Genomic DNA, 21,011 nt, shown 5'->3' with positions numbered 1-21,011 from the left:
CTGTAATGCAGACTTCTTCCATGCATCGGCATATCACTTCATGGATATTGCAACTAAGTTATTCACGCCGATCTTTGTGATGTCACGTGTCACAGGTTGGGCAGCACATGTGATGGAACAGCGTGCCGACAACCGTATTATTCGTCCAAGTGCGGATTATACAGGCCCTGAGTTACGCAAAGTTGTACCAATTGCTGAACGATCTGCTGCATAGTTCAGGCTTATTAAGTGTAGTTCGCTGATGATTATTCATTTATTAAAATGATAAAATGATTGGTTTCACTTAAATGTGAAACACAAAAAAGCCGCATTGAATGCGGCTTTTGCATGATTTGAGTTATTAAGCAGCTTCAGCTTCTAAAATTTCAAAATCATGAGTAATTTCAACACCACCATCCATTAGCATTTTGCTTGCTGAACAGTATTTTTCAGCAGAAAGTTCAACTGCTTTAGCAACTTGCTTTTCTTTTACGGCATGGCCAGTTACAACAAAGTGCAAATGAATTTTGGTAAATACCGCAGGAATGGTATCTGCACGTTCAGCTTTAAGCTCACAACGAACGTCTGTAATATCCTGACGCGCTTTCTTTAAAATCGTCACAATATCAAAAGAAGCACAACCACCGAGACCTGTCAAAATCAGTTCCATTGGACGTGGACCACGGTTTTCACCGCCATATTCAGCTGATCCATCCATCATAATAGAGTGACCACTTTGAGTTTTTGCTTCAAAAGCAACATTCTCTAGCCAATGAACACTAGTTTGCATTGCAAGTCCCTAAAAAAAGCTATAAATTTACGCAGTACCTGTACACTAACATAAATTGAGTTGATAAGGAATTTCAACTCTTACGTGTGACAAGTTCAAATTAGGTCTTGTGCGATCTATATTTTATCCATATTCGGAACTGTTAGCATGACTTCAAACTTTTCACAACTTAGCACAGATGCGCTATCTCCAGGGCAATTGCCTGAGTCGGTGAAGGCGTTATTAAAACGTGCATATATAAATCGTTACCCAAAACGTACAACTATTATAGATGCGGGCTCAGAATCAAAATCTCTATATTTGATTCTTAAAGGTTCAGTATCTATTATTTTACGCGAAGATGATGAGCGTGAAATCGTAGTTGCGTATTTAAATGCGGGTGACTTTTTTGGGGAAATGGGTCTATTCGAAGCAAATGCGCAACGTACTGCTGAAGTACGTACGCGTGATGTATGTGAAATTGCTGAGATTACCTATGAAAATTTTCATGAATTAAGTAAGCAATATCCAGATCTAAGCTATGCAGTATTTGCACAGCTGGTACGTCGTCTAAAAAATACGACCCGTAAAGTAACGGATCTCGCATTTATCGACGTATCTGGTCGAATTGCACGTTGCTTGATCGACTTATCTTCTCAACCAGAGGCAATGATCTTGCCAAATGGTCGCCAGATTCGTATTACACGTCAAGAGATTGGCCGTATTGTAGGCTGTTCTCGTGAAATGGTGGGCCGTGTTCTCAAAACACTAGAAGAACAAGGTATGATCGAAACTGATGGTAAAGCAATTCTCATCTTTGATGCATCATTAGAAGAAAAAAGCCAAATTGCGACTGAAGATTTTGACGACGAAGAATAATTATTCTTGCCGTGAGAAAAAGCAAATCTGAGGATTTGCTTTTTTTATGCCTAATAAAAAGTTAGATGAAAATTACTTCGCAAAATATATGACAAATAAACAGTAAATTATGATTTAAACAAAGCGTATATTTTGGTTAAGCTTAAGCGTTGGTTCAATATTTATCACAAGAGCAAGAATAGGAAATCATAAGCACATGCAATTTAAACCACTGGCAAATACTGGAATTTTAGTTCCGGAAATCTGTTTAGGTACCATGACTTTCGGTGAGCAAAATACTCAGGCTGAAGCTTTTGAACAGCTAGATTATGCCTTGGAGCGTGGATTGAACTTTTGGGATACTGCTGAAATGTATCCAGTTCCACCGAAGCCTGAGACGCAAGGTTCGACTGAAAAGATCATTGGAAACTGGATTGCAGAACGTGGTGGACGTGACAAATTATTCTTGGCATCCAAAATTGCAGGACCTTCACAAGGTGGCAGTCATATTCGTGATGGAAAAACCAAATTTGTTGCAGCAGAAATTGAATCTGCAATAGATCAATCGCTCGCACGTTTACAAACAGATTATATTGACCTCTATCAATTGCATTGGCCGCAGCGTCCTACTAACTTTTTTGGAAAGTTGGGCTACGGAAATGCAGAAGCCCATAGTGATCAGACCATAACTGCATTAGAAGAAACATTAACTGCGCTAAGTGCAGAGATTAAAAAAGGTCGTATTCGCTATATCGGGCTTTCAAATGAAACGCCTTGGGGGACCATGAAATTTTTGCATTTGGCAGAAAAATTAGGTTTAGAAAAATTTGTCAGCGTGCAAAACCCCTATAGTCTCCTAAATCGTACTTATGAAATAGGTATGTCAGAAATTGCGCATTATGAAGGCGTAGGCTTACTGGCTTATTCACCATTGGCATTTGGCTATTTAACAGGGAAGTTTCGTCATGGTGCACGACCTGCCAATGCACGGGTGACACTGTTCTCACGCTTTAGTCGTTATTCAAACCCAGAAAGTGAATCAGCCACTGAGCAATATGCACAACTTGCTGAACAACATGGTTTGACTTTAACGCAAATGGCTTTGGCATTTATTAAGCAACAATTTTTTGTCACCAGTACCATCATTGGCGCTACTAATGTGGCACAACTGAAAGAAAATATTGATGCTTTTGAGATCAATTTATCTGAAGAAGTCTTACATGGAATTGAAGCGATACATCGCCAACAGCCAAATCCAGCACCGTAATCCGTTCGTATAAATGATATGTTGAAAAAGCCTACAAATTTTGCGGGCTTTTTTTATGACTTTAAAACATTAAAAGCGAAATAATTTGAAAATATCTCGTGTCATTTTTATTCGAAATTTGACATGAAAATATACAGACCTTTCGCAACTTTTGAACAGAAACAATTCGTGCATAAAAACGTACTAAAGTACTTGAAATTTTTGTATTAAAGACCAATATTATAATTGAAGTTCATCTAATTTAATTAATTAACTTATTGAAAATATTTAAAAAATGTATTTGAAATTTCAAATATGACTCCCATATATGCTTCAAGTACAAAATTTGTTGTGAGGTATAACAAGAATGCGATTTGAAAAATTCACAAACCGTCTGCAGCAAGCATTATCCGATGCACAATCTTTAGCCATGGGTAAAGACCATAGCGCTATAGAGGGAATACATATCCTTGCTACTTTGTTAGAAGAACCATCTAACCAAAGTCTATTGCAGCAGGCTGGTGCTAATCTTCCAGATTTAAAAAGCAAGCTTCAACAAGCCTTAAAGGATACCGCTACGATTTCAAATCCTACGGGGGATATCAATCTCAATCCTGAAGCGGTTAAAGCCTTAAATTTAGCAGATAGCTTTGCACAAAAAGCGGGGGATGAATTTCTCTCTACCGATTGGGTCATCCTCGGTTTAGCTGAAACAGGCAAAACAAAAACTTTATTAAATAGTGTAGGCGTAACAACAGATAAATTACGCCAAGCAATTGAAAATATTAGAGGCGGTGAACAAGTAATGAGTAATAACCACGAAGATCAACGTGATTCACTCAGCAAATATACCTTGGACTTAAATGCACGTGCATTAGAAGGCAAACTTGACCCTGTCATTGGTCGTGATGAAGAGATCCGTCGTACCATTCAAGTCTTATCACGTCGTAGTAAAAACAACCCAGTGCTGATTGGTGAGCCGGGTGTTGGTAAAACAGCGATTGTTGAAGGATTGGCACAGCGTATTGTCAATGGTGAAGTGCCAGAAAGTCTAAAAGGTAAACGTGTATTGTCACTTGACTTAGGTTCATTGCTTGCAGGTGCTAAATACCGTGGTGAATTTGAAGAACGACTCAAAGCCGTTTTAAAAGACCTTGCAAAATATGATGGTGAAATCATCCTATTTATCGATGAGTTGCATACGCTAGTGGGTGCAGGTAAAGGCGAAGGTGCAATGGATGCAGGGAATATGTTAAAACCTGCACTTGCACGTGGTGAATTACGCTGTGTTGGTGCAACCACTCTAGATGAATATCGTCAATTCATTGAAAAAGATGCGGCGCTTGAACGTCGTTTCCAAAAAGTATTGGTCGATGAACCGAGTGTTGAAGACACCATTGCAATTTTACGTGGTCTAAAAGAGAAATATGCAACGCATCATGGCGTGCAAATTTTGGATTCTGCGATTATTGCAGCGGCGAAAATGTCACATCGATATATTACGGACCGTCAGCTGCCTGACAAAGCCATTGACTTGATTGATGAAGCTGCGTCACGTATTAAAATGGAAATTGACTCAAAACCTGAGCCGCTTGACCGTTTAGACCGTCGCTTAATTCAATTGAAAATGCAGCTTGAAGCCGTGAAAAAAGATGCAGACTCTGTATCGAAAGCTGAAGTTGAACATCTTGAAAAGCAAATTACTGAAGTTCAAAAAGAATATAGCGATCTTGAAGAACAGTGGATTGCAGAAAAACGCTTAGTCGATGGTACAAATCAAGCGCAAATTGAGCTTGATAAAGCGCGTACAGCCTTTGAAAAAGCACAGCGTGAAGGTGATTTAGCTGAAGCAAGTCGTCTGCAATATGGTGTGATTCCAGAGCTACAAAAACGATTGGATGAAGAAGAAGTTGCGGAAACCAATGAGGAACCAAAACTGATTCGTACCAAAGTGACTGAAAATGAAATCGCGGAAGTCGTTAGTGCGGCAACGGGTATTCCTGTGGCGAAAATGCTGCAAGGTGAACGTGAAAAACTTTTACACATGGAAGAGTTTCTACATAACCGTGTCGTAGGGCAGGACGAAGCTGTGGTTGCTGTATCAAATGCGGTACGTCGCTCACGTGCGGGTTTATCTGACCCGAACCGTCCAAGTGGTTCATTCTTATTCCTTGGACCAACAGGTGTGGGTAAGACTGAATTGACCAAAGCATTGGCAAATTTCTTGTTCGACAGTGACGATGCGATGATTCGTATCGATATGTCTGAATTTATGGAAAAACATTCGGTCAGCCGTTTAGTTGGTGCACCTCCGGGCTATGTGGGTTATGAAGAAGGCGGTGTATTGACAGAAGCTGTACGTCGTAAACCTTATAGTGTGGTGTTATTCGATGAAGTCGAGAAAGCACATCCAGATGTGTTTAATATTTTGCTACAAGTGTTGGATGATGGTCGTTTAACTGACTCGCAAGGTCGTGTGATTGATTTTAAAAACACGGTTATTGTCATGACTTCAAACTTGGGTTCGACCGATGTACGTGAGTTAGGAAACAATCCAACGAGAGAAGAAGTTCGTGCTGTGGTGATGGCTGCTGTTTCTGAGCATTTCCGTCCGGAGTTTGTGAACCGTATTGATGAGTTGGTCGTTTTCCATTCTCTCGAAAAAGCACAAATTCGTGGCATTGCAGATATTCAGTTGGATCGTTTACGTTCTCGTTTAGCGGATAAAGACATGAGCTTGGCGATTGAAGACAGTGCATTTGAACTGTTAATCGAAGCTGGTTTTGATCCGGTATACGGTGCACGACCTCTGAAACGTGCAATTCAGCAACAAGTTGAAAATAGCTTGGCACAAAAAATCTTGTCAGGTGCTTTCCAACCGGGTGACACCATTGTCATTCAAGCAGAGGGCGACCACCTTAGTTTTGACAAGATGAAACTCAACTAAAATGCACAAATTGAGTAATTAACGTTACTTAATAAGAAACCCGGTTTAGACCGGGTTTCTTTATTTTACGCTTGTCATATTTTACGTTTAAAAACGTAAAGTTGATTGCAATTTATAGTTTTCACCCTCTAATATGACGTCCGCACCACAATGATCAATCATGTGAGTGTTCTGTAAAACAAAAAAAATATAGCGATTCATCATGAATGGATGGCAACAGGGAATAATGATTATGATGGAATTTAAACTGCTTAGACAGATCAAAAAAGAACCTTTTAGTCAGTACAAGCACACAGGTGATGTCACGGTTCAAGAATTGAAGCGCATGTATATTATTTATCAAAAATACTATGCCAATACGCGATATGAGATATTTGAGCGTGATTTTCTTGAAAAAACGGGTGTTTTTTTTATTGTCGAACCTAAAAATAATCAAATCGTCGGTTTTTCAACGGTCATGGAACGTGATTTTGTTGTAGATGGTAAAGCACGTCATGCATTTTTTAGTGGTGATACTATTATTGAAAAAGAATATTGGGGAAATCGGGCACTTACCCGTGCTATGTTCCGCTATATAGTGACCTTTAAGTTTCGCCATCCACGTACTCCTGTGTATTGGATTTTGATTTCTAAAGGCTTTAAAACCTATTTACTCTTAGCAAATAATTACTACAGTTATTATCCACATTATGGTGCGAAAAATGCCCATTTGAAGGATTTTGTCGAGTCGTATTGCAAAGAATATTTTGCTGAATACTATAACCGCGATACAGGCTTATTGAATTTTGGTGACGATTACCAACCGCTAAAAGCAGACGTCGCACCAATTACCAATGAGATGCGTGAGAACAACACCAAAATCGCATTTTTTGAAGATAAAAACCCAACGTGGGTTGAAGGTACAGAATTACCCTGTATTGGTGAACTTCGTTGGAGTGATCTATACCGCTATGTCAATCGCTTCCTGACCAAGACCACCAGCGTCAGTAAACATGACAGTAAACTTCGATATAAAACACGTGCCTTACACATTGCAGCAGGTTCTGATTCGAAGGTGGCTTAATGGGACTGCTTTTGTCTTCTGCGCATCAAGTTTTAGATTTTGCTTGCCGTAAAGCCTATCAACGTTATATACAGCAAGCAAATCAGCTTGAATTGGTGCAGCGAAATAAACTCCGTGGATTTTTAACGCAGCATATTTCTCAAAATTTGAGTTATGAGCAATTTACTAAAAAGTTTCCATTGACCCGATATGCAAATTGGAAAAGCAAAATTGAGCAGTCCCGAAGTAGTGGTAAAAATAGCTTGGGACCTGGTCGAATTGTGCGCTTTCAACCCACCAGTGGTTCCAGTGAAGCCATTAAATTTATTCCATATACTCAATTGTTCTTGGATGAATTAGATGAAGCGATAGGTTTATGGCTGTGTAATTTATATCGTGAGCATCCAAAGCTTAAAAACTCGACGCATTATTGGTCGGTGTCGTGGCTACCTGAAAGTCAGCGCAAGCTATTAGAAAATAGTAACTTGAATGATGACAGTGCTTTGTTAAATGTCTCGAAGCGGGTATTAAGTAAAATTACCCAATCCGTGCCGACAGAAATAGCATTGGCATCATCAGCAGAAGACGCGATGTTTGCAACGGCTGTGTATTTGGTGGCAGATAAGCATCTCGGGATGATTTCTGTATGGAGCCCAACCTTTGCTTTGCAATTGCTCGACATTATTCAGCAATCCAAAGATGAAATTATCCATGTGCTTAAATATGGAAACTGGCAACGCGAAGGATTAAATTTTTTAGCCGTGCCAAAATCCTGTGAGCAGTGTTACAAGCTACAACAGCTTGATTTAACTGATGCTAGTGCATGGAAGAAACTCTGGCCTAAATTGAGTTTAATTTCTAGTTGGGATACGGCAAGTGCTGCACAATGGGCTGAGCAATTACAGCAACGCGTAGACGGTGTGGCATTTGAAGGTAAAGGTCTGTGGGCGACGGAAGGTGTAGTGACCATTCCATTTGCAGATCGCTTTATGCTGAGTTATCAGTCACATTTTTATGAGTTCTTATTGCAGGACACTAATCAAGTCGTACCATCTTGGCAGTTAAAACTGGGTGATATCGTCAGTCCGGTAATTACAACGGGTTCAGGCCTAATTCGTTATGTGATTGATGATGAGTTAGAAGTTATGGATTTTTATGAACAAGTTCCATGCTTCCAATTTCTTGGTCGAAAAATGACGGTCGACCTCGTGGGTGAAAAATTAGATCACAATGCTGCTGTGCAGATTTTGGCTCAGTTTAAACAAGATGATTATTTGCCGATTAGTATTCTGGGGATTGAACAATGTTCAGATAAAAAGCCGCATTACATTTTGTTGAGTGAAGGTAATGTCGACAAGCAACCCACGGCACAAGATTTAGATAGGTCTTTGAAGCAATATTTTCATTATGAATTGGCACGTGATTTGGGGCAACTGGATGAACCTGAAGTGAAACATGTGGATGATGCTTGGGATTATTACAAAACCCTTGCAATGAATAATGGCATGATCGAAGGCAATATTAAGCCAGAGCCATTGAAGAAAATGAAAACAAAAATAATTTGAGTAAAAAATATGGATATTGCAGTGCTCGATACGCCATTTGAAGAAATGGAACTTTATCAGTCGAAAAATGAAAGCAAATTTGCAGTTCGAAATGCCACTTCAGCCGATGATGAACAGTTAATGAAGCTTAGCGCTGAAACTGTGCCCAGTAATGGTATTACCTTATCTTACGAACGTGTACAGAGTTATTTTGCCGCAACGCAAGCTCAGTACAATCGTCCAGATTTAAAGGTTGTTGTACCCGTCGATAATCCTAAAATGGTCATAGCTATGATGAATTTAGGCTGGCGCTATTGCTATATCAATGGACAACCTGACTTGATGCGCTATGTCGCAGACCTGCGTATGCATCCCGATTATCGGGGTGGAAAAGTCATGCGATTACTCATGGATTATGTGCATGATGAAATTTCTAAAGAAACGATATTTGAAAGTGTCGTGCTTGATGGAAACTTAGTCGCTGCCAATATTTTACACAATGAGCGCAAAGGGTTTCCGTTGCCATATTTTTATGATGAAATTCGAACCTTTACGGTATCACAAGCTGCTAAACCTAAGAACTTCAGCTCATACCGCATTAAAGTTCTATCTCGGGATTTAATTCCAGAGGCAAATGACTTTATTTTAAAAATGAAGGAACTTTATAATTTTTTCCCCACTTATGATTTCAATGGATTGGCTGAGGGTAATCATCCCTTTTGGAAGGGTATGGCACTGAATGATTTTTTCATGATTTATGATACGAATCATAGCTTGGTTGGTTTATATGGTTTATGGAACCAAAAGGGATTTAAACAAACACGTGTAATTGATTATTCCAAGCCATTGAAGTTAATCAGACCTTTTTATAATGCCTATGCCAATGTGAGAGGTGTGTTATCACTTCCACAAATCAATGGAACCTTTGACTATTTGATGTTGCATAGTCCGATATGTCACCCAGAGCATGTTGAGGTGTTTTCAAGCCTCATTTTTCATGCAAAAGAGCAAACTAAAAGTCGCGGTAAAGAGACCTATTGTGTAACTTTGGCTGAAAATGATCCACGTATTCAGTGGATGAAAAATACCACCTCTCATGTGCTTAAAGCTAAGCATTTTTTCCATAGCTTTAGTGGCAATCCTTATGCTCGGTTTGATCGGAAACGAATTAGTTATTTTGAAGTAGGTCGCATTTAAATTGTTTTAATAAATCGTTGAATTAAATAAAAACTGTCAATTCAATCATTTAAAATAATCCGAATTGTATACTTATGTAACTAGATTATTCTATATACTGGACAAAGAATAATCAGAATGAGTTAGACATGTCAAAATTGATATGGGGTATAGGCGGTTTAGCCGTAATTTCAGCGACCGTTGTTGGTGCGAATTTATATGCAGATAAAAATTTAGCCGCATTTTATGAAAAAGACAATTGGTCAACGGTGAAAGATGTTGAAGTTAAATACTTTAACTATCAAATGGGGATGATGGGGGGCAGTGTAGATTGGGAACTTACCATGAAAACTGACCCTTGTGTCCCGAAAGATCGTATTGTGATGCGTGGGCACGATACGATTCATCGTGGATTTAAAGGGTATAACATCGATTCAGCATTTAAAGTGATTCAAGATCAGAGCACGGCAAAAGCTGCAAATTTGCTCAAATCAGATCTAAATGCCAAAACCACAGTCAACTGGCTCGGGCAAACCAAAACACATTTGGAAATTCCTGCCATAAAAACGCAAAGTGAAGGCAAAAACATACAAGCAGATGCCATGCAATTGGCTGTGCACACTTTTAGTCGACCGGGCCAACCCGTGAAAATGACGGAACTTTTCCTGCAATTGCCTGTGGTACGTGTTTCTGAAGGACAGGAACAAACCATGATTCAAAATCTAGCGATTAGAACCAATCAAGGTTTAAATCAACAAAATTTAGAATCAGGCTTCTTTGAGATTCAAGCTGGCTCGATTAAACGATTAGATGCAAATTTTAATGCTGGCATGCGGGGCATGGATTTGCGTTGGGAAACGCAAGTGAATGATAACGATGTTGATTTTATTGGGCATTTAAAAGCCAGTGAAATGGATTTTCCAGGATCGCCCATTACTAAAGATCTGGCTTTAAATATTGAGCTGAATAAAGTGAGTTTGGATAAAGTAAAAGCATTTAGTGATCTTTGGCATCAGGTTGAGAGCTCTTGTGAAGATGTAAGTGAGTCTTCTGAAGAAATGGCGCAAGCATTTCTCGCAATTGCAGGGCAAGGTCTTGATTTCAAATCCACGAGTAATAGTATAAGTGTGGGTGGTGGAAAAGCTACAGCGAACCTTGAAGGTAAAATGATGCCCGGTCATCATGCTTCTATAGAGTCATTCGTGAAAATGGTACCGAGCTTACTCGACTTCAAAGCTGACCTAAGTTTTGATAAAAATATGATGACAGCGGTTATGAATAACTATTTACAGCTACAAGGCAAAACGGTTTCAGGGCAAGAAATTGAAGTAATGTTCACGGGATTAGAATCATCAGGTCAGGGCAAGCGTGATGGCGACAATATGGTGATGAGCATGCAATATAAATTTGGTCAAAAATTATTTGGTCAAGCAGCGAAATAAAGTAAACGAAGAATCCTAAAAACCGTCAGTATTACTGGCGGTTTTTTTATCTGCTGCAGTTTTATTGAGCGAAATGGTTTGAAAAAATTTATGAAACGCTTTGTCGGATGTTCAAGCTCAAGTCATTGCTGCATGCTATAAAAATTGATAGCGTCATGAAGCACTCAGCCAAATACAACAAAAATAGGACAGTCATCATGAAGATGCAAAACAATAAACACGCATTACAGTTAAGCTTGCTTCAACGGTTTAATCCTTCTGGAATTGGATTATTAAAAATGAAATTCATTAAATCATATCCACTGCAGAGGCTGTTTGGTGCCGTTGCATTATCATGTTTTAGCTTGGGTCTTTATGCAGGAACTACAATTTCAGATCAGCGCTTGGCTACAGAATTGCAATCCAAGGGGCAGTTTAGCCAAGAGACGTTAGGGAATATAGAAGAAGAAGCAGCGAAGTCCAAAGAGGAGCAACATAAGAGTTCTGCGAACAAGTCGAGTCGCAATAATAAAATTATTCAGGAAAACCAATTGGAAGGGTCAACCATGAGTGATTATATTTTGCAGAAAAGACGAGCAGCAGATCAAATGAATACCATGCAATCATCTGATATTGCTCCAACCAATCGAGTTGTATTTCAAGAACCCCGTGAAAATATTCGGGTGACTTATCCTGACGGCGTTGTGGTAGAAATGAAGCACTGAGGTGCTTCATTTCTGACAAATTAACGATGCATTAACTTATACGAAAATTACAACTGTGGATGGGTGATTTTCCATGCACGGTGGATTTTCGTATTGCGTTTGAAATCAGGTCCAATGGTTTCATTACTGATTTCTTCGACATCAAACATCGCAAGAATGACATCATCCATTTCAAAACCACGATAGTTGTTTGAGAAGTACAACGTACCATCGGTTGTTAAACGGTTCATTGCGCGTTTAAGTAATGACATGTGGTCACGTTGAACGTCGAAAGTACCGTAGAATTTTTTCGAGTTTGAGAACGTCGGTGGGTCAATAAAAATCAAATCATATTGTTCATGACCTTCTTTAAGCCACTCAAAACAGTCGCTTGAGAAGAACTGATGTTGTTCATCGGCATGATCAACAGTTAAGCCATTCAATACGAAGTTTTCTTTAGACCAATTCAAATAGGTATTAGATAAATCGACACTGGTTGTACTCGCAGCGCCACCTAGAGCAGCATGAAGGCTAGCAGTAGATGTGTAACTGTACAAATTCAGGAAGTGTTTACCACGTGCTTCTTTGGCAATACGTAAACGCATTTGACGGTGGTCTAGGAATAGACCAGTATCCAAATAGTCGGTTAAGTTGACTAAGATTTTCGCTTTACCTTCTTGTACGATAAAACGTTTAGAAGCGGTACTTTGTTTGGTGTACTGGTTTTTACCTTCTTGACGTGCACGTGTTTTAATAAAAATCGCATCACGACCTAGGCCAGTTACAGAGCGAATCGCTTGTAATGCTAAGTTAAAACGTTTTTTAGCCTTTTCTGGGTCAATTTTTTTCGGTGGTGCATATTCTTGTACATGTAAACGATCACCATATAAATCTACCGCAACATTGAAGTCTGGTAAGTCGGCATCGTATAAACGTAAGCAGAAAATATTTTCTTTAACGGCCCATTTTTTCAAATTCTGCATGTTCTTTTGCAGACGGTTAGTAAAGTCTTCTGCACCTTCAATTTTTTCAAATTGTTGAGGTTCCCAGTGTTCAAGGAAAGGCTTTTGCACTGCTGCAGGTTTGACTGTACCAAAACGAATATAGATCGGTAGTTTACCGTTCATTAAACGTAAAATTTGCGGATCGTTAAATGCAAGAACGTCTGCCTGTTCAACTTGAGAGGCAATTACGGCAGCAGGTTGGTTCGGGAAGTTCTTTTGTAATAGTGCCGATAAACCTAAGTACAAAGCACGGTTTGAAGCTTTATCACCTAAACGCTCACCATATGGAGGGTTGGTAACAATAAAGCTTTTTTTGCCAGTTGCTTGGAAATCTGGCCAATCTGCAAGAGTACGTTCTTCCATTTTGATTTGATCTAAAACAGATTCAAAACCAGCAGCAATAATATTTTGCTTAGTTGCTTTTACTGCTTCCCAGTCTGCATCAAAAGCATAAAATTGAGGAAGTGGTTGTTCTAATGCAACTTTGTGACGTTCTGCAGCTTCGCCTTTAATCGACATCCAAAGTTCATGGTCATGACCATTCCAGCCGTTAAAGCCAAAACGACGAACCAGACCCGGTGCACGATCTGTCAAGATCATGAGCGATTCAATAATAAATGTCCCTGAACCACACATTGGGTCAAGAATAATATCGGGGTTGTGCTCTTTAAGTTTAGCTTTTTGCAAAATCGCCGCAGCCAAATTTTCTTTAATTGGCGCATCGGTCATATAGCGACGGTAACCACGTTTGTGCAGTGAGTCACCCGATAAATCTAAGCAATAAGTATGTTCAGTTTTGCCAGCTAATACATACAAGGTAATTTCAGGTTGTTTAATGTCGATACTTGGGCGTTTGCCAACAGCTTCCATAAAGGAATCTACGACACCATCTTTGACACGCAAGGTAGCAAATTGGGTATTTACTTTAATATCACGTTCAACGTGCAAGCGAATGGCAAAGGTACTTTGTGGTGCAAAAATAAGCGACCAATCAAAGTTGATTGCACCTTCATAGAGCTCTTCAGCCACATCACGAGCATCATGAGTGAACTCAAGTTCATGCGTGTGAATAGGGGTAAGAACACGAGAGGCTAAACGTGACCACATACAAATACGATATGCATCTTCTAATGTGCCTTTGAATACAAGACGACCCGGGAATTGCTCAACATTTTGAACACCCAAACCTTCAATTTCCTCGCGGAGTAAGGTTTCAAGTCCATCTGCACAGGTAACCCAATATGTAGAAAGACGTGGTTTCGAATTCATGTAAATTTCCAAAGGCAAAAAAGCAATCGCACATTTTAACGTATTTTCGTGTATTTGGGCGGACGATATTGCTTAGTTGTTAGCAAAATATTGCTCAGTTCACACGGCTTTATATTTTTTGATCGATATTCTTTGCGGGAATAATCACGCTAATGGTATAGAAATTGCTTCTTCAAGCCTGAACAGACTAAAAAACTTTTAATACTTCTAATTATTCGGTGGATATACCATGTCAGGTTTTGCGATAGATAACCATTCAAATGCTTTTTCAATTGCCACGTTAATGTATGCACGTTTACGCCGTGTCAGTGGGCGCGTTGTTGATGCTTTATATATGGTCGAAAATACTGCATATGCACATTATGTTGCCCAATTAGCATTGGACACGTCCGATGCTGAGTTGGCACGTCTAGTTGCACGTTTATATGAAGAATTAAAACTTGAAGATTCGATTGAAACGGTTGATGCAATTGTAGAACCTGTTGTATTACTACCTGAAAATGAGCTCTATGCAAATGAGCCTACTGCGGAAGATATCTATAAAGCCCAAGTTTCACATCGTTATATTGGTGCGCTGCGATAAGCTATTCATACAATAAAATATGTAAGTTTTTTGAATTAAATTTAATACTGAAATGGACTGTCTTTGAAACGCAGTCCAACGTCTATTTTAGAAAAATCGGTTCATCTTTTTGGAAATTATTTCTATTTTTAAATATTTTTATGAATAAAGAAATCAAAGATAACTAGCTTGATCTATAAGTAAATTAGCTGTTTTAAATCAGCGATGAAATCGGGGTTTTAGTCTGAGGAAGCAGCCAGTTTAACGATTTTTGTTTAATTTATCTAATTGAAATGATAGATAGGAATTTGAAAATGCATTTTTATTACCATCGTCGTTTTACATTGAATGTTGAAAACTTCAACTGCCATTTAGATTGAATGTCTGTATAATGCGTTGACTTAACGATTAGGAATCTCTCATGCACTTAGCGGCATTGCATACTCCGAGCCAGATTCAACTCAACCAAGATGGTAACTTAAAACATTTCCTCACCATCGAAGGTCTTTCTAAAGAAACCCTCACAAAAATATTGGACACTGCACAGTCCTTTTTTAATGACCAAAATCAGCTCATCACCAATAACCTGCTTGAAGGTCGTACAGTGATGAACCTGTTTTTTGAAAACTCTACCCGTACCCGTACCACTTTTGAAGCGGCAGCAAAACGTCTGTCTGCAAACGTATTGAACATTGATATTGCACGTTCAAGTACATCAAAAGGCGAGACTCTACGAGATACGTTATGGAACTTAGAGGCGATGGCAACTGACATTTTTGTCGTGCGTCATTCTACTTCAGGTGCAGCGCATTTTATTGCCAAAGACGTTTGTCCTCATGTGGCGATTATTAATGCAGGGGATGGTCGTCATGCGCATCCAACCCAAGCCATGTTAGACATGTTAACCATTCGCCGTGAAACCAAAAAGAATTTTGAAGACATTTCAATTGCAATTATTGGTGATATTAAACATTCACGTGTTGCTCGTTCAGACGTGGCCGCTTTGCAAACATTAGGTTGTAAAGACATCCGTGTGATTGCACCAAATACATTGCTTCCTTATGGTTTTGATGACTATAGCGATGGTATTCGCCTGTTTAACAACATGGAAGATGGTATTCGTGATTGTGACGTGATCATTACCTTACGTATTCAAAACGAACGCATTGATTCACCAGCTTTGGCTTCCCAAGCTGAATTCTACAAAATGTATGGTTTGAACAAAGAACGGTTAGCTTTGGCTAAACCAGACTGTATTGTCATGCATCCAGGCCCGATGAACCGTGGTGTTGAAATTGATTCTAGTATTGCAGATGGTAAGCAATCGGTCATTTTGCAACAGGTGACCAACGGTATTGCTGTACGTATGGCAGTTTTGGCTTTGTCGATGCAAGGTCAATTGCAAGAAAAAGGTTTGTTAGAAGCGATTGCAGGTTAAGGGAAAGTCATGAGTATTGTAAAAATTGAAAATGTACGTGTCTTAGACCCAATCAAAAAAACCGATAGCGTACAAACGGTCTTTATTGAAAATGGTCGCTTGGTTGCTGAAACTGCAACAGTTGCTGAAACAGTTGACGGTCAAGGCAAATGGCTTATGCCAAGCATGGTGGACTTATGTGCACGACTTCGTGAGCCGGGTCAACAGCAACATGGGACTTTAAAATCCGAAGGTAAAGCAGCGCGTGCCAATGGTATTTTGCATGTGTTTACACCGCCAGACTCAAAACCCATTGTGCAAGACAATGGCGCTTTGATCCACGGTCTGGTTGAAAAAGCCATGTTAGATGGGGGTATTTATCTACAAGTCATTGGTGCGCAAACCCAAGGTCTAATGGGTAAGCAACCTGCCAATATGGCAGGCTTGAAAAAAGGTGGTTGTACCGCAGTTTCGAATGCTTATGCTCCCTTTATGGATGATGATGTTGTTATTCGTACCTTGGAATATGCAGCAGGTTTAAACTTGACGGTGGTGTTCTATGCTGAAGAACATCAGATTGCTAAAGATGGCTGTGTACATGAAGGCTTTGTTGCTTCACGTCAAGGTTTGCCAATGATTCCAGCTTTGGCTGAAACCGTAGCAATTGCAAAATATCTATTAATCGTAGAAGCAACGAAAGTACGTGCACACTTCGGTTTATTGTCGTCAGGTGCTTCGGTTGAACTGATTAAACAAGCCAAAGCCAAAGGTTTACCTGTGACTTGTGATGTTGCGATGCACCAATTGCATCTGACTGATCAATTGATTGATGGTTTCAACTCGCTTGCACATGTTCGTCCGCCCCTACGCTCAGAACAAGACAAAGATTTGTTGCGCCAAGGGCTAAAAGATGGTGTCATTGATGCGATTTGTACACATCATGAACCACTCAGCAGTTCTGCAAAAATGGCGCCTTTTGCTGAAACGCAACCGGGCTTTACCGCATTTGATACTTATGTTCCGTTTGGAATGCAACTGATTCAGGAAGGTTTGTTAACACCACTTGAATGGGTTGAGAAAGTAACGGTTATTCCAGCCAAAGTTGCAAATATGCAAGAGCGTTGGTTGAAAGAAGCAGGTTGGGTGATGATTGATCCAGAATTAGAATGGACCATTAATAAAGACAGCATCGTTTCAAATGGTAAAAATACGCCACTCATTAACCAAACAGTAAAAGGTAAAGTGGTTCAGTCTTTTTATGCTTAATGGATAAATATACTGAAATCCTATTTTAAAAATCAAAGTCAGCTACGGCTGGCTTTTTTTATAAATATAGAAAATAAAACAAGAAAATAAATCGTTGACATATGAGAACAAATTATTACATCTGATTAAAAAATAAGCATATAAACTGAATTACACACGAAAATAATGAGAAGAGCATGGAGCAGTAGTATGACTATTGATTTAATCGAACTTGTGAAACAGCAAGTTTCTGCAATTGCACTAGACGGTGACACTACACATTTATTCGAAAAAAATTCAGCAATTAATCAGTTTATTCCAATTTTACTGAGTATTTTTCGTTCAAAACCTCAACTCGTTGAAAGCCTCCAAAAACAGTTAAATCCTAGAATTACCGATATTTTCACTGCAAATCCAAATTTAAAAGATCAATTTTTAAACCACTTAAGTGGTGGTGCACCTGCATCTGAAATTGAACATTCACTCAACAAATCAATTGCGCCAACACTCGGTGTATTGGAAAATGAAGCGGGTTCTTCCGATCCATCTGCCATTACCCATTTATTAGACACACATGCAGATCGAATTTTGTCAGCAGTTCCACAATGGGCTTTACCGATCCTAGCAGGACTCGGTATTAATACTGCTGCTGGGCGTACACTACATCAAGCACCTGTGCTTGAACCTACATCAGTAGTCGCGGAAGAAAAGAAATCAAATTGGCTCATTCCACTGATCGCATTATTGATTATTTTGGGTTTACTCACATTCCTATTTAAAGCCTGTAGTAAAAAAGAAGAGCCTGCAACTTCTGCGACAACCGTAACTCAAACCGCAGCCACTCAACCTGCTCGGCTTCAGTTGACGACTGGTACAGATGGCATGTTAACAAACTGCCAAATCCAAACTGGCGATGCAACTTATCTAGATATTTTGCAACAACAAGTGAAGCAAATTTTTACTTTTGCGACAGGTTGTGGTGCGACTTCTGATGCGAGTTATCATAACGAGTTTATTGATCAAGATACGATTCCTACTGTTTTACAAAAACTCAAAGGTGTGCCAAATACAACTTTAACATGGACCGAAAAGCAAATTTCAATCCTTTCTACCAACCCAGCAGATGCGAAAAATTTGGCAGAGCAAATCAAACCATTAGCGAAAAATATGACTGTGATGGTGCAAGAAGGTGTCAATGAACAAACAACGGTGGATAATAGTATTTCTGATGCGCAGAAAGCCTTGGCAAGTATTAATCCAGATCAAATCCGTGCTTTGGATGTGGCAACTGCATTGAATTTACAGATTATTAATTTTGCTACGGGCTCTTCAGATATTCCTCAAGTAAATAAATCTATTTTGGATCAGGCAGCGGCGTTAATGCAACGTGCTCCACAAGTCCATTTAACTGTACAAGGGCATACCGATGCAGTGGGCGATGCGAGTGCAAACAAAAAATTGTCTCAAGAGCGTGCGCAATCTGTTGTTGATTACTTGGTATCAAAAGGTGTTGATCCAGCACAATTGCAAGCAGTGGGATATGGTCAAGAAAAACCTGTTGCAGATAACAGTACCAAAGAAGGCCAATTTAAAAACCGTCGTATCGAATTTGAAGTACTCAATACTGACAATGGCAAAGTTCGTGAAGTGAATGAAGAAGGTGTGACTGAAACACGTAATTAATCTTCAATCTGACTGAAAAATTGAAAAAACCCTGAAAAACGCAGGGTTTTTTCTCGTCAAAGGGTTTAGTTTTTGAGTAGAATACGCCCGAATAATAAAATGTATTGGTAATTTAAAACTATGAAAAAAATAATGTTAACGAGCCTGATGATGTCTGTGGCGCTTATGTCAGGTTGTGATTATTTTAAAAATAAAAAAGATGCTGAAGTGAAGTCAGAAACACCAGTTTTAGAGGATTGGAGTTGTACAGCACAAGCCAATATCGACCAACTTCAGGAACATTTAAAAACTGAATATTTAAATGAATTAAATAAGCAATTACGTCATTCAGATTATGAGCCAGATCAGCAATTGATGGACTTAATTGTGAAAAATCTTCAATTCAAAATTAAGAACATCACCACACTGACTGAAGATCCAGATAAAGCCAAAACGCTAGAATGTGCGAGTCAACTACAAGTGATCTTTCCAAAAGGCTTACAAAAACGTGCTGAAAATGCTTTTGCTGAGCGTCCATGTGACGAATGTGAAGATCGCTCAACGTATACGCTAAATGACTCACTTGAAGATGGCGAATCTGGTTTGAGCATGGACAATGACCAGTTGAAAGGAAACTTCAGTTACAGCATTACCAAAACAGATAAAGATGGGTTGAGCTTAAGTGTGCCAAGCCAAAATGACGTCATTGATGGTGTGGTAACTGTGACTCGTCATGCCGTGTTATATGCAGCATATAACAAGCAAAACAAGCAAAATGAAGAATACTATAAACAAAGTGCTGAAAATGACACAGCTCAAACGAGTCTTGCCCAGAAGGCGATGGATATTCGCAAGAAAGAGTTAGATCAAGACAATGCTGCTGTCGTAGATCGTTTGAATCAAACTTGGGATCGCTTCAGCGATGAACAAAAAGCTCAACTCCAACAAGATCAAGCAGATTGGTTTGAAAAGCGCGATGTTGATTGTAAAGTTCTTGCACAAAAATCAGTGTATTCGTTAAGTGACAGTGAAAAAGAAACCTATCAAAAACATTCGCAATATTGGGATAACGCAATGCAAAGCGAAAATCAAGAATTGCAATTCACTAAGTGCTTTAATCAAAAAACCACGGAGCGTATTGTTTACTTAAACAACGTGTTCAATTAAATAACCATTAAATTGAAATGAGGAAAAGGGATGAATTTATCATCCCTTTTTTATTGCCTATTAACTGCTCGCATGAATTAAAATCATTTTTAACATTCGACAAAAACAAATATGAGGCGAATTTTATAGTTGAATTTTTTCCTGCGAATGAATAATTGCAGCCTTGCTTATTTCCTGACATGCTGTGGCTAATCCAGTTAAGTTGAAAATATTATGCGAATCAGTGTGGTGGGTGCAGGTCGTGTCGCACATCATTTGGCACAAACCTTAGCAAAACAACATCAAATTATTCAAATTTATGGGCGTAGTCTAGAAAAGGTCACTGTCCTTGCCGATAAGGTGGGTGCAATCGCTATCACGGACCCAAAGCAACTCAATGCTGAAATTGATTTAGTGATTATTGCGGTGAGTGATCAGTCCATTAAAGCTGCCATTCAGCAGCTTCATGTTTTTTTACCACAAGCGCTCATAGTACATACCTCAGGAAGTACCAATCTAAATGTATTAACACAGCATCATGCTCGCGCAGGCGTGTTTTATCCTTTGCAGACCTTTAGCTTAGATCGAGAGGTAGATTGGGGTACTACGCCACTTTTTGTTGAAGCCGCTGATGGTGCTGATTTAAGACTACTAACAGAATTGGCGCAAAGCCTGAGCCAACGAGTCTATCAATATAATTCGGCACAGCGCTTAAGCTTACATTTGGCTGCGGTCTTTGCCTGTAATTTTAGTAATTATTGTTATGATATGGCGAAGCAAGTGGTGGATGCTCAACAGGTAGATTTTAGTTTGTTGTATCCGCTGATGTTGGAAACTGCAAATAAAGCTACGCAGCATGAACCTCGACAAATGCAAACAGGGCCTGCAATGCGGGGCGATCAAAATATTATCAATATGCATGAGCATATGCTTGAAGATGCTCAGCAAATGGATTTAAAGCAAATATACGCAATATTGAGTCAGCACATTTTAAAGCGCCATCAGCCTTAAAATTTTCAA

17 protein-coding genes are annotated in these 21,011 nt (G+C 39.3%); 15 read left to right on the top strand and 2 right to left on the bottom strand.

What is annotated here, in order from left to right:
- On the top strand, positions 1-214 hold a 214-nt coding region (locus B9T33_RS05085; RefSeq protein WP_322853477.1), incomplete at its 5' end, for a citrate/2-methylcitrate synthase.
- Positions 215-340: 126 nt separating this feature from the next.
- On the opposite strand, the gene B9T33_RS05080 is transcribed toward B9T33_RS05085, so the two are convergent.
- Positions 341-769, bottom strand: a complete 429-nt coding sequence (locus B9T33_RS05080) for an OsmC family protein (protein WP_086177863.1) — start codon at positions 767-769, stop codon at positions 341-343.
- A gap of 147 nt (positions 770-916) precedes the next feature.
- Between B9T33_RS05080 and crp the strand changes: the two genes are divergently transcribed.
- From crp to B9T33_RS05040, 8 genes are all read left to right on the top strand, one after another.
- Positions 917-1,627, top strand: coding sequence for a cAMP-activated global transcriptional regulator CRP (crp, locus tag B9T33_RS05075; RefSeq protein WP_086177862.1), 711 nt, complete (start codon positions 917-919; stop codon positions 1,625-1,627).
- 196 nt (positions 1,628-1,823) lie between these two features.
- The gene (locus B9T33_RS05070) at positions 1,824-2,873 is read left to right on the top strand and encodes an NADP(H)-dependent aldo-keto reductase (protein ID WP_086177861.1); all 1,050 of its coding nucleotides are present in this window, start codon (positions 1,824-1,826) and stop codon (positions 2,871-2,873) included.
- A gap of 346 nt (positions 2,874-3,219) precedes the next feature.
- Positions 3,220-5,799 carry an ATP-dependent chaperone ClpB gene (gene clpB, locus B9T33_RS05065; protein WP_086177860.1) on the top strand — a complete coding sequence of 860 codons (2,580 nt, stop codon included), beginning with the start codon at positions 3,220-3,222 and terminating at the stop codon, positions 5,797-5,799.
- A gap of 232 nt (positions 5,800-6,031) precedes the next feature.
- Entirely contained in the window at positions 6,032-6,862 is an 831-nt protein-coding gene (locus tag B9T33_RS05060) for a hypothetical protein (RefSeq protein WP_086177877.1), read from the top strand.
- Positions 6,862-8,406, top strand: a complete 1,545-nt coding sequence (locus B9T33_RS05055; protein ID WP_086177859.1) for a GH3 family domain-containing protein — start codon at positions 6,862-6,864, stop codon at positions 8,404-8,406. Before B9T33_RS05060 ends, B9T33_RS05055 begins: the two co-directional genes overlap by 1 nt.
- A 9-nt stretch (positions 8,407-8,415) precedes the next feature.
- The gene (locus B9T33_RS05050; RefSeq protein WP_086177858.1) at positions 8,416-9,582 is read left to right on the top strand and encodes a GNAT family N-acetyltransferase; all 1,167 of its coding nucleotides are present in this window, start codon (positions 8,416-8,418) and stop codon (positions 9,580-9,582) included.
- Positions 9,583-9,710: 128 nt separating this feature from the next.
- The gene (locus B9T33_RS05045) at positions 9,711-11,003 is read left to right on the top strand and encodes a DUF945 family protein (protein WP_086177857.1); all 1,293 of its coding nucleotides are present in this window, start codon (positions 9,711-9,713) and stop codon (positions 11,001-11,003) included.
- Positions 11,004-11,200: 197 nt separating this feature from the next.
- A complete protein-coding gene (locus tag B9T33_RS05040; protein WP_143223996.1) occupies positions 11,201-11,707 on the top strand; it encodes a hypothetical protein in 507 nt (168 codons plus the stop codon).
- Between the two features lie 47 nt (positions 11,708-11,754).
- On the opposite strand, the gene rlmKL is transcribed toward B9T33_RS05040, so the two are convergent.
- Complete coding sequence (rlmKL, locus tag B9T33_RS05035) at positions 11,755-13,959, bottom strand: bifunctional 23S rRNA (guanine(2069)-N(7))-methyltransferase RlmK/23S rRNA (guanine(2445)-N(2))-methyltransferase RlmL (RefSeq protein ID WP_086177855.1); 2,205 nt, start codon at positions 13,957-13,959, stop codon at positions 11,755-11,757.
- A gap of 229 nt (positions 13,960-14,188) precedes the next feature.
- Between rlmKL and B9T33_RS05030 the strand changes: the two genes are divergently transcribed.
- The 6 genes from B9T33_RS05030 to B9T33_RS05005 all read left to right on the top strand — a co-directional run bounded on the left by B9T33_RS05030 (position 14,189) and on the right by B9T33_RS05005 (position 21,002).
- Positions 14,189-14,542 (top strand): hypothetical protein, encoded by a 354-nt coding sequence (locus B9T33_RS05030; RefSeq protein WP_086177854.1) that lies wholly within the window; start codon positions 14,189-14,191, stop codon positions 14,540-14,542.
- Between the two features lie 400 nt (positions 14,543-14,942).
- Entirely contained in the window at positions 14,943-15,959 is a 1,017-nt protein-coding gene (locus B9T33_RS05025; protein WP_086177853.1) for an aspartate carbamoyltransferase catalytic subunit, read from the top strand.
- Positions 15,960-15,968: 9 nt separating this feature from the next.
- A complete protein-coding gene (locus B9T33_RS05020; RefSeq protein ID WP_086177852.1) occupies positions 15,969-17,204 on the top strand; it encodes a dihydroorotase in 1,236 nt (411 codons plus the stop codon).
- 189 nt (positions 17,205-17,393) lie between these two features.
- Entirely contained in the window at positions 17,394-18,866 is a 1,473-nt protein-coding gene (locus tag B9T33_RS05015; RefSeq protein WP_086177851.1) for an OmpA family protein, read from the top strand.
- Positions 18,867-18,986: 120 nt separating this feature from the next.
- The gene (locus tag B9T33_RS05010) at positions 18,987-20,012 is read left to right on the top strand and encodes a hypothetical protein (RefSeq protein WP_086177850.1); all 1,026 of its coding nucleotides are present in this window, start codon (positions 18,987-18,989) and stop codon (positions 20,010-20,012) included.
- Between the two features lie 213 nt (positions 20,013-20,225).
- Positions 20,226-21,002, top strand: coding sequence for a Rossmann-like and DUF2520 domain-containing protein (locus B9T33_RS05005; RefSeq protein ID WP_086177849.1), 777 nt, complete (start codon positions 20,226-20,228; stop codon positions 21,000-21,002).
- Positions 21,003-21,011: the final 9 nt, after the last annotated feature.

Source organism: Acinetobacter sp. ANC 5054 (assembly GCF_002135295.1).
In the GTDB taxonomy this organism is placed as follows: Bacteria; Pseudomonadota; Gammaproteobacteria; order Pseudomonadales; family Moraxellaceae; genus Acinetobacter.
The sequence above is the reverse complement of the archived record's forward strand: the minus strand, read 5'-3'. Positions and strand labels throughout refer to the sequence as shown.

Coding starts and splice junctions, on each gene's coding strand:
- B9T33_RS05045 (WP_086177857.1), top strand. CDS start 9,711: ATGTCAAAATTGATATGGGGTATAGGCGGTTTAGCCGTAATTTCAGCG.
- B9T33_RS05015 (WP_086177851.1), top strand. CDS start 17,394: ATGACTATTGATTTAATCGAACTTGTGAAACAGCAAGTTTCTGCAATT.
- B9T33_RS05055 (WP_086177859.1), top strand. CDS start 6,862: ATGGGACTGCTTTTGTCTTCTGCGCATCAAGTTTTAGATTTTGCTTGC.
- B9T33_RS05060 (WP_086177877.1), top strand. CDS start 6,032: ATGATGGAATTTAAACTGCTTAGACAGATCAAAAAAGAACCTTTTAGT.
- crp (WP_086177862.1), top strand. CDS start 917: ATGACTTCAAACTTTTCACAACTTAGCACAGATGCGCTATCTCCAGGG.
- clpB (WP_086177860.1), top strand. CDS start 3,220: ATGCGATTTGAAAAATTCACAAACCGTCTGCAGCAAGCATTATCCGAT.
- B9T33_RS05020 (WP_086177852.1), top strand. CDS start 15,969: ATGAGTATTGTAAAAATTGAAAATGTACGTGTCTTAGACCCAATCAAA.
- B9T33_RS05025 (WP_086177853.1), top strand. CDS start 14,943: ATGCACTTAGCGGCATTGCATACTCCGAGCCAGATTCAACTCAACCAA.
- B9T33_RS05040 (WP_143223996.1), top strand. CDS start 11,201: ATGAAGATGCAAAACAATAAACACGCATTACAGTTAAGCTTGCTTCAA.
- B9T33_RS05005 (WP_086177849.1), top strand. CDS start 20,226: ATGCGAATCAGTGTGGTGGGTGCAGGTCGTGTCGCACATCATTTGGCA.
- rlmKL (WP_086177855.1), bottom strand. CDS start 13,959: ATGAATTCGAAACCACGTCTTTCTACATATTGGGTTACCTGTGCAGAT.
- B9T33_RS05070 (WP_086177861.1), top strand. CDS start 1,824: ATGCAATTTAAACCACTGGCAAATACTGGAATTTTAGTTCCGGAAATC.
- B9T33_RS05080 (WP_086177863.1), bottom strand. CDS start 769: ATGCAAACTAGTGTTCATTGGCTAGAGAATGTTGCTTTTGAAGCAAAA.
- B9T33_RS05030 (WP_086177854.1), top strand. CDS start 14,189: ATGTCAGGTTTTGCGATAGATAACCATTCAAATGCTTTTTCAATTGCC.
- B9T33_RS05050 (WP_086177858.1), top strand. CDS start 8,416: ATGGATATTGCAGTGCTCGATACGCCATTTGAAGAAATGGAACTTTAT.
- B9T33_RS05010 (WP_086177850.1), top strand. CDS start 18,987: ATGAAAAAAATAATGTTAACGAGCCTGATGATGTCTGTGGCGCTTATG.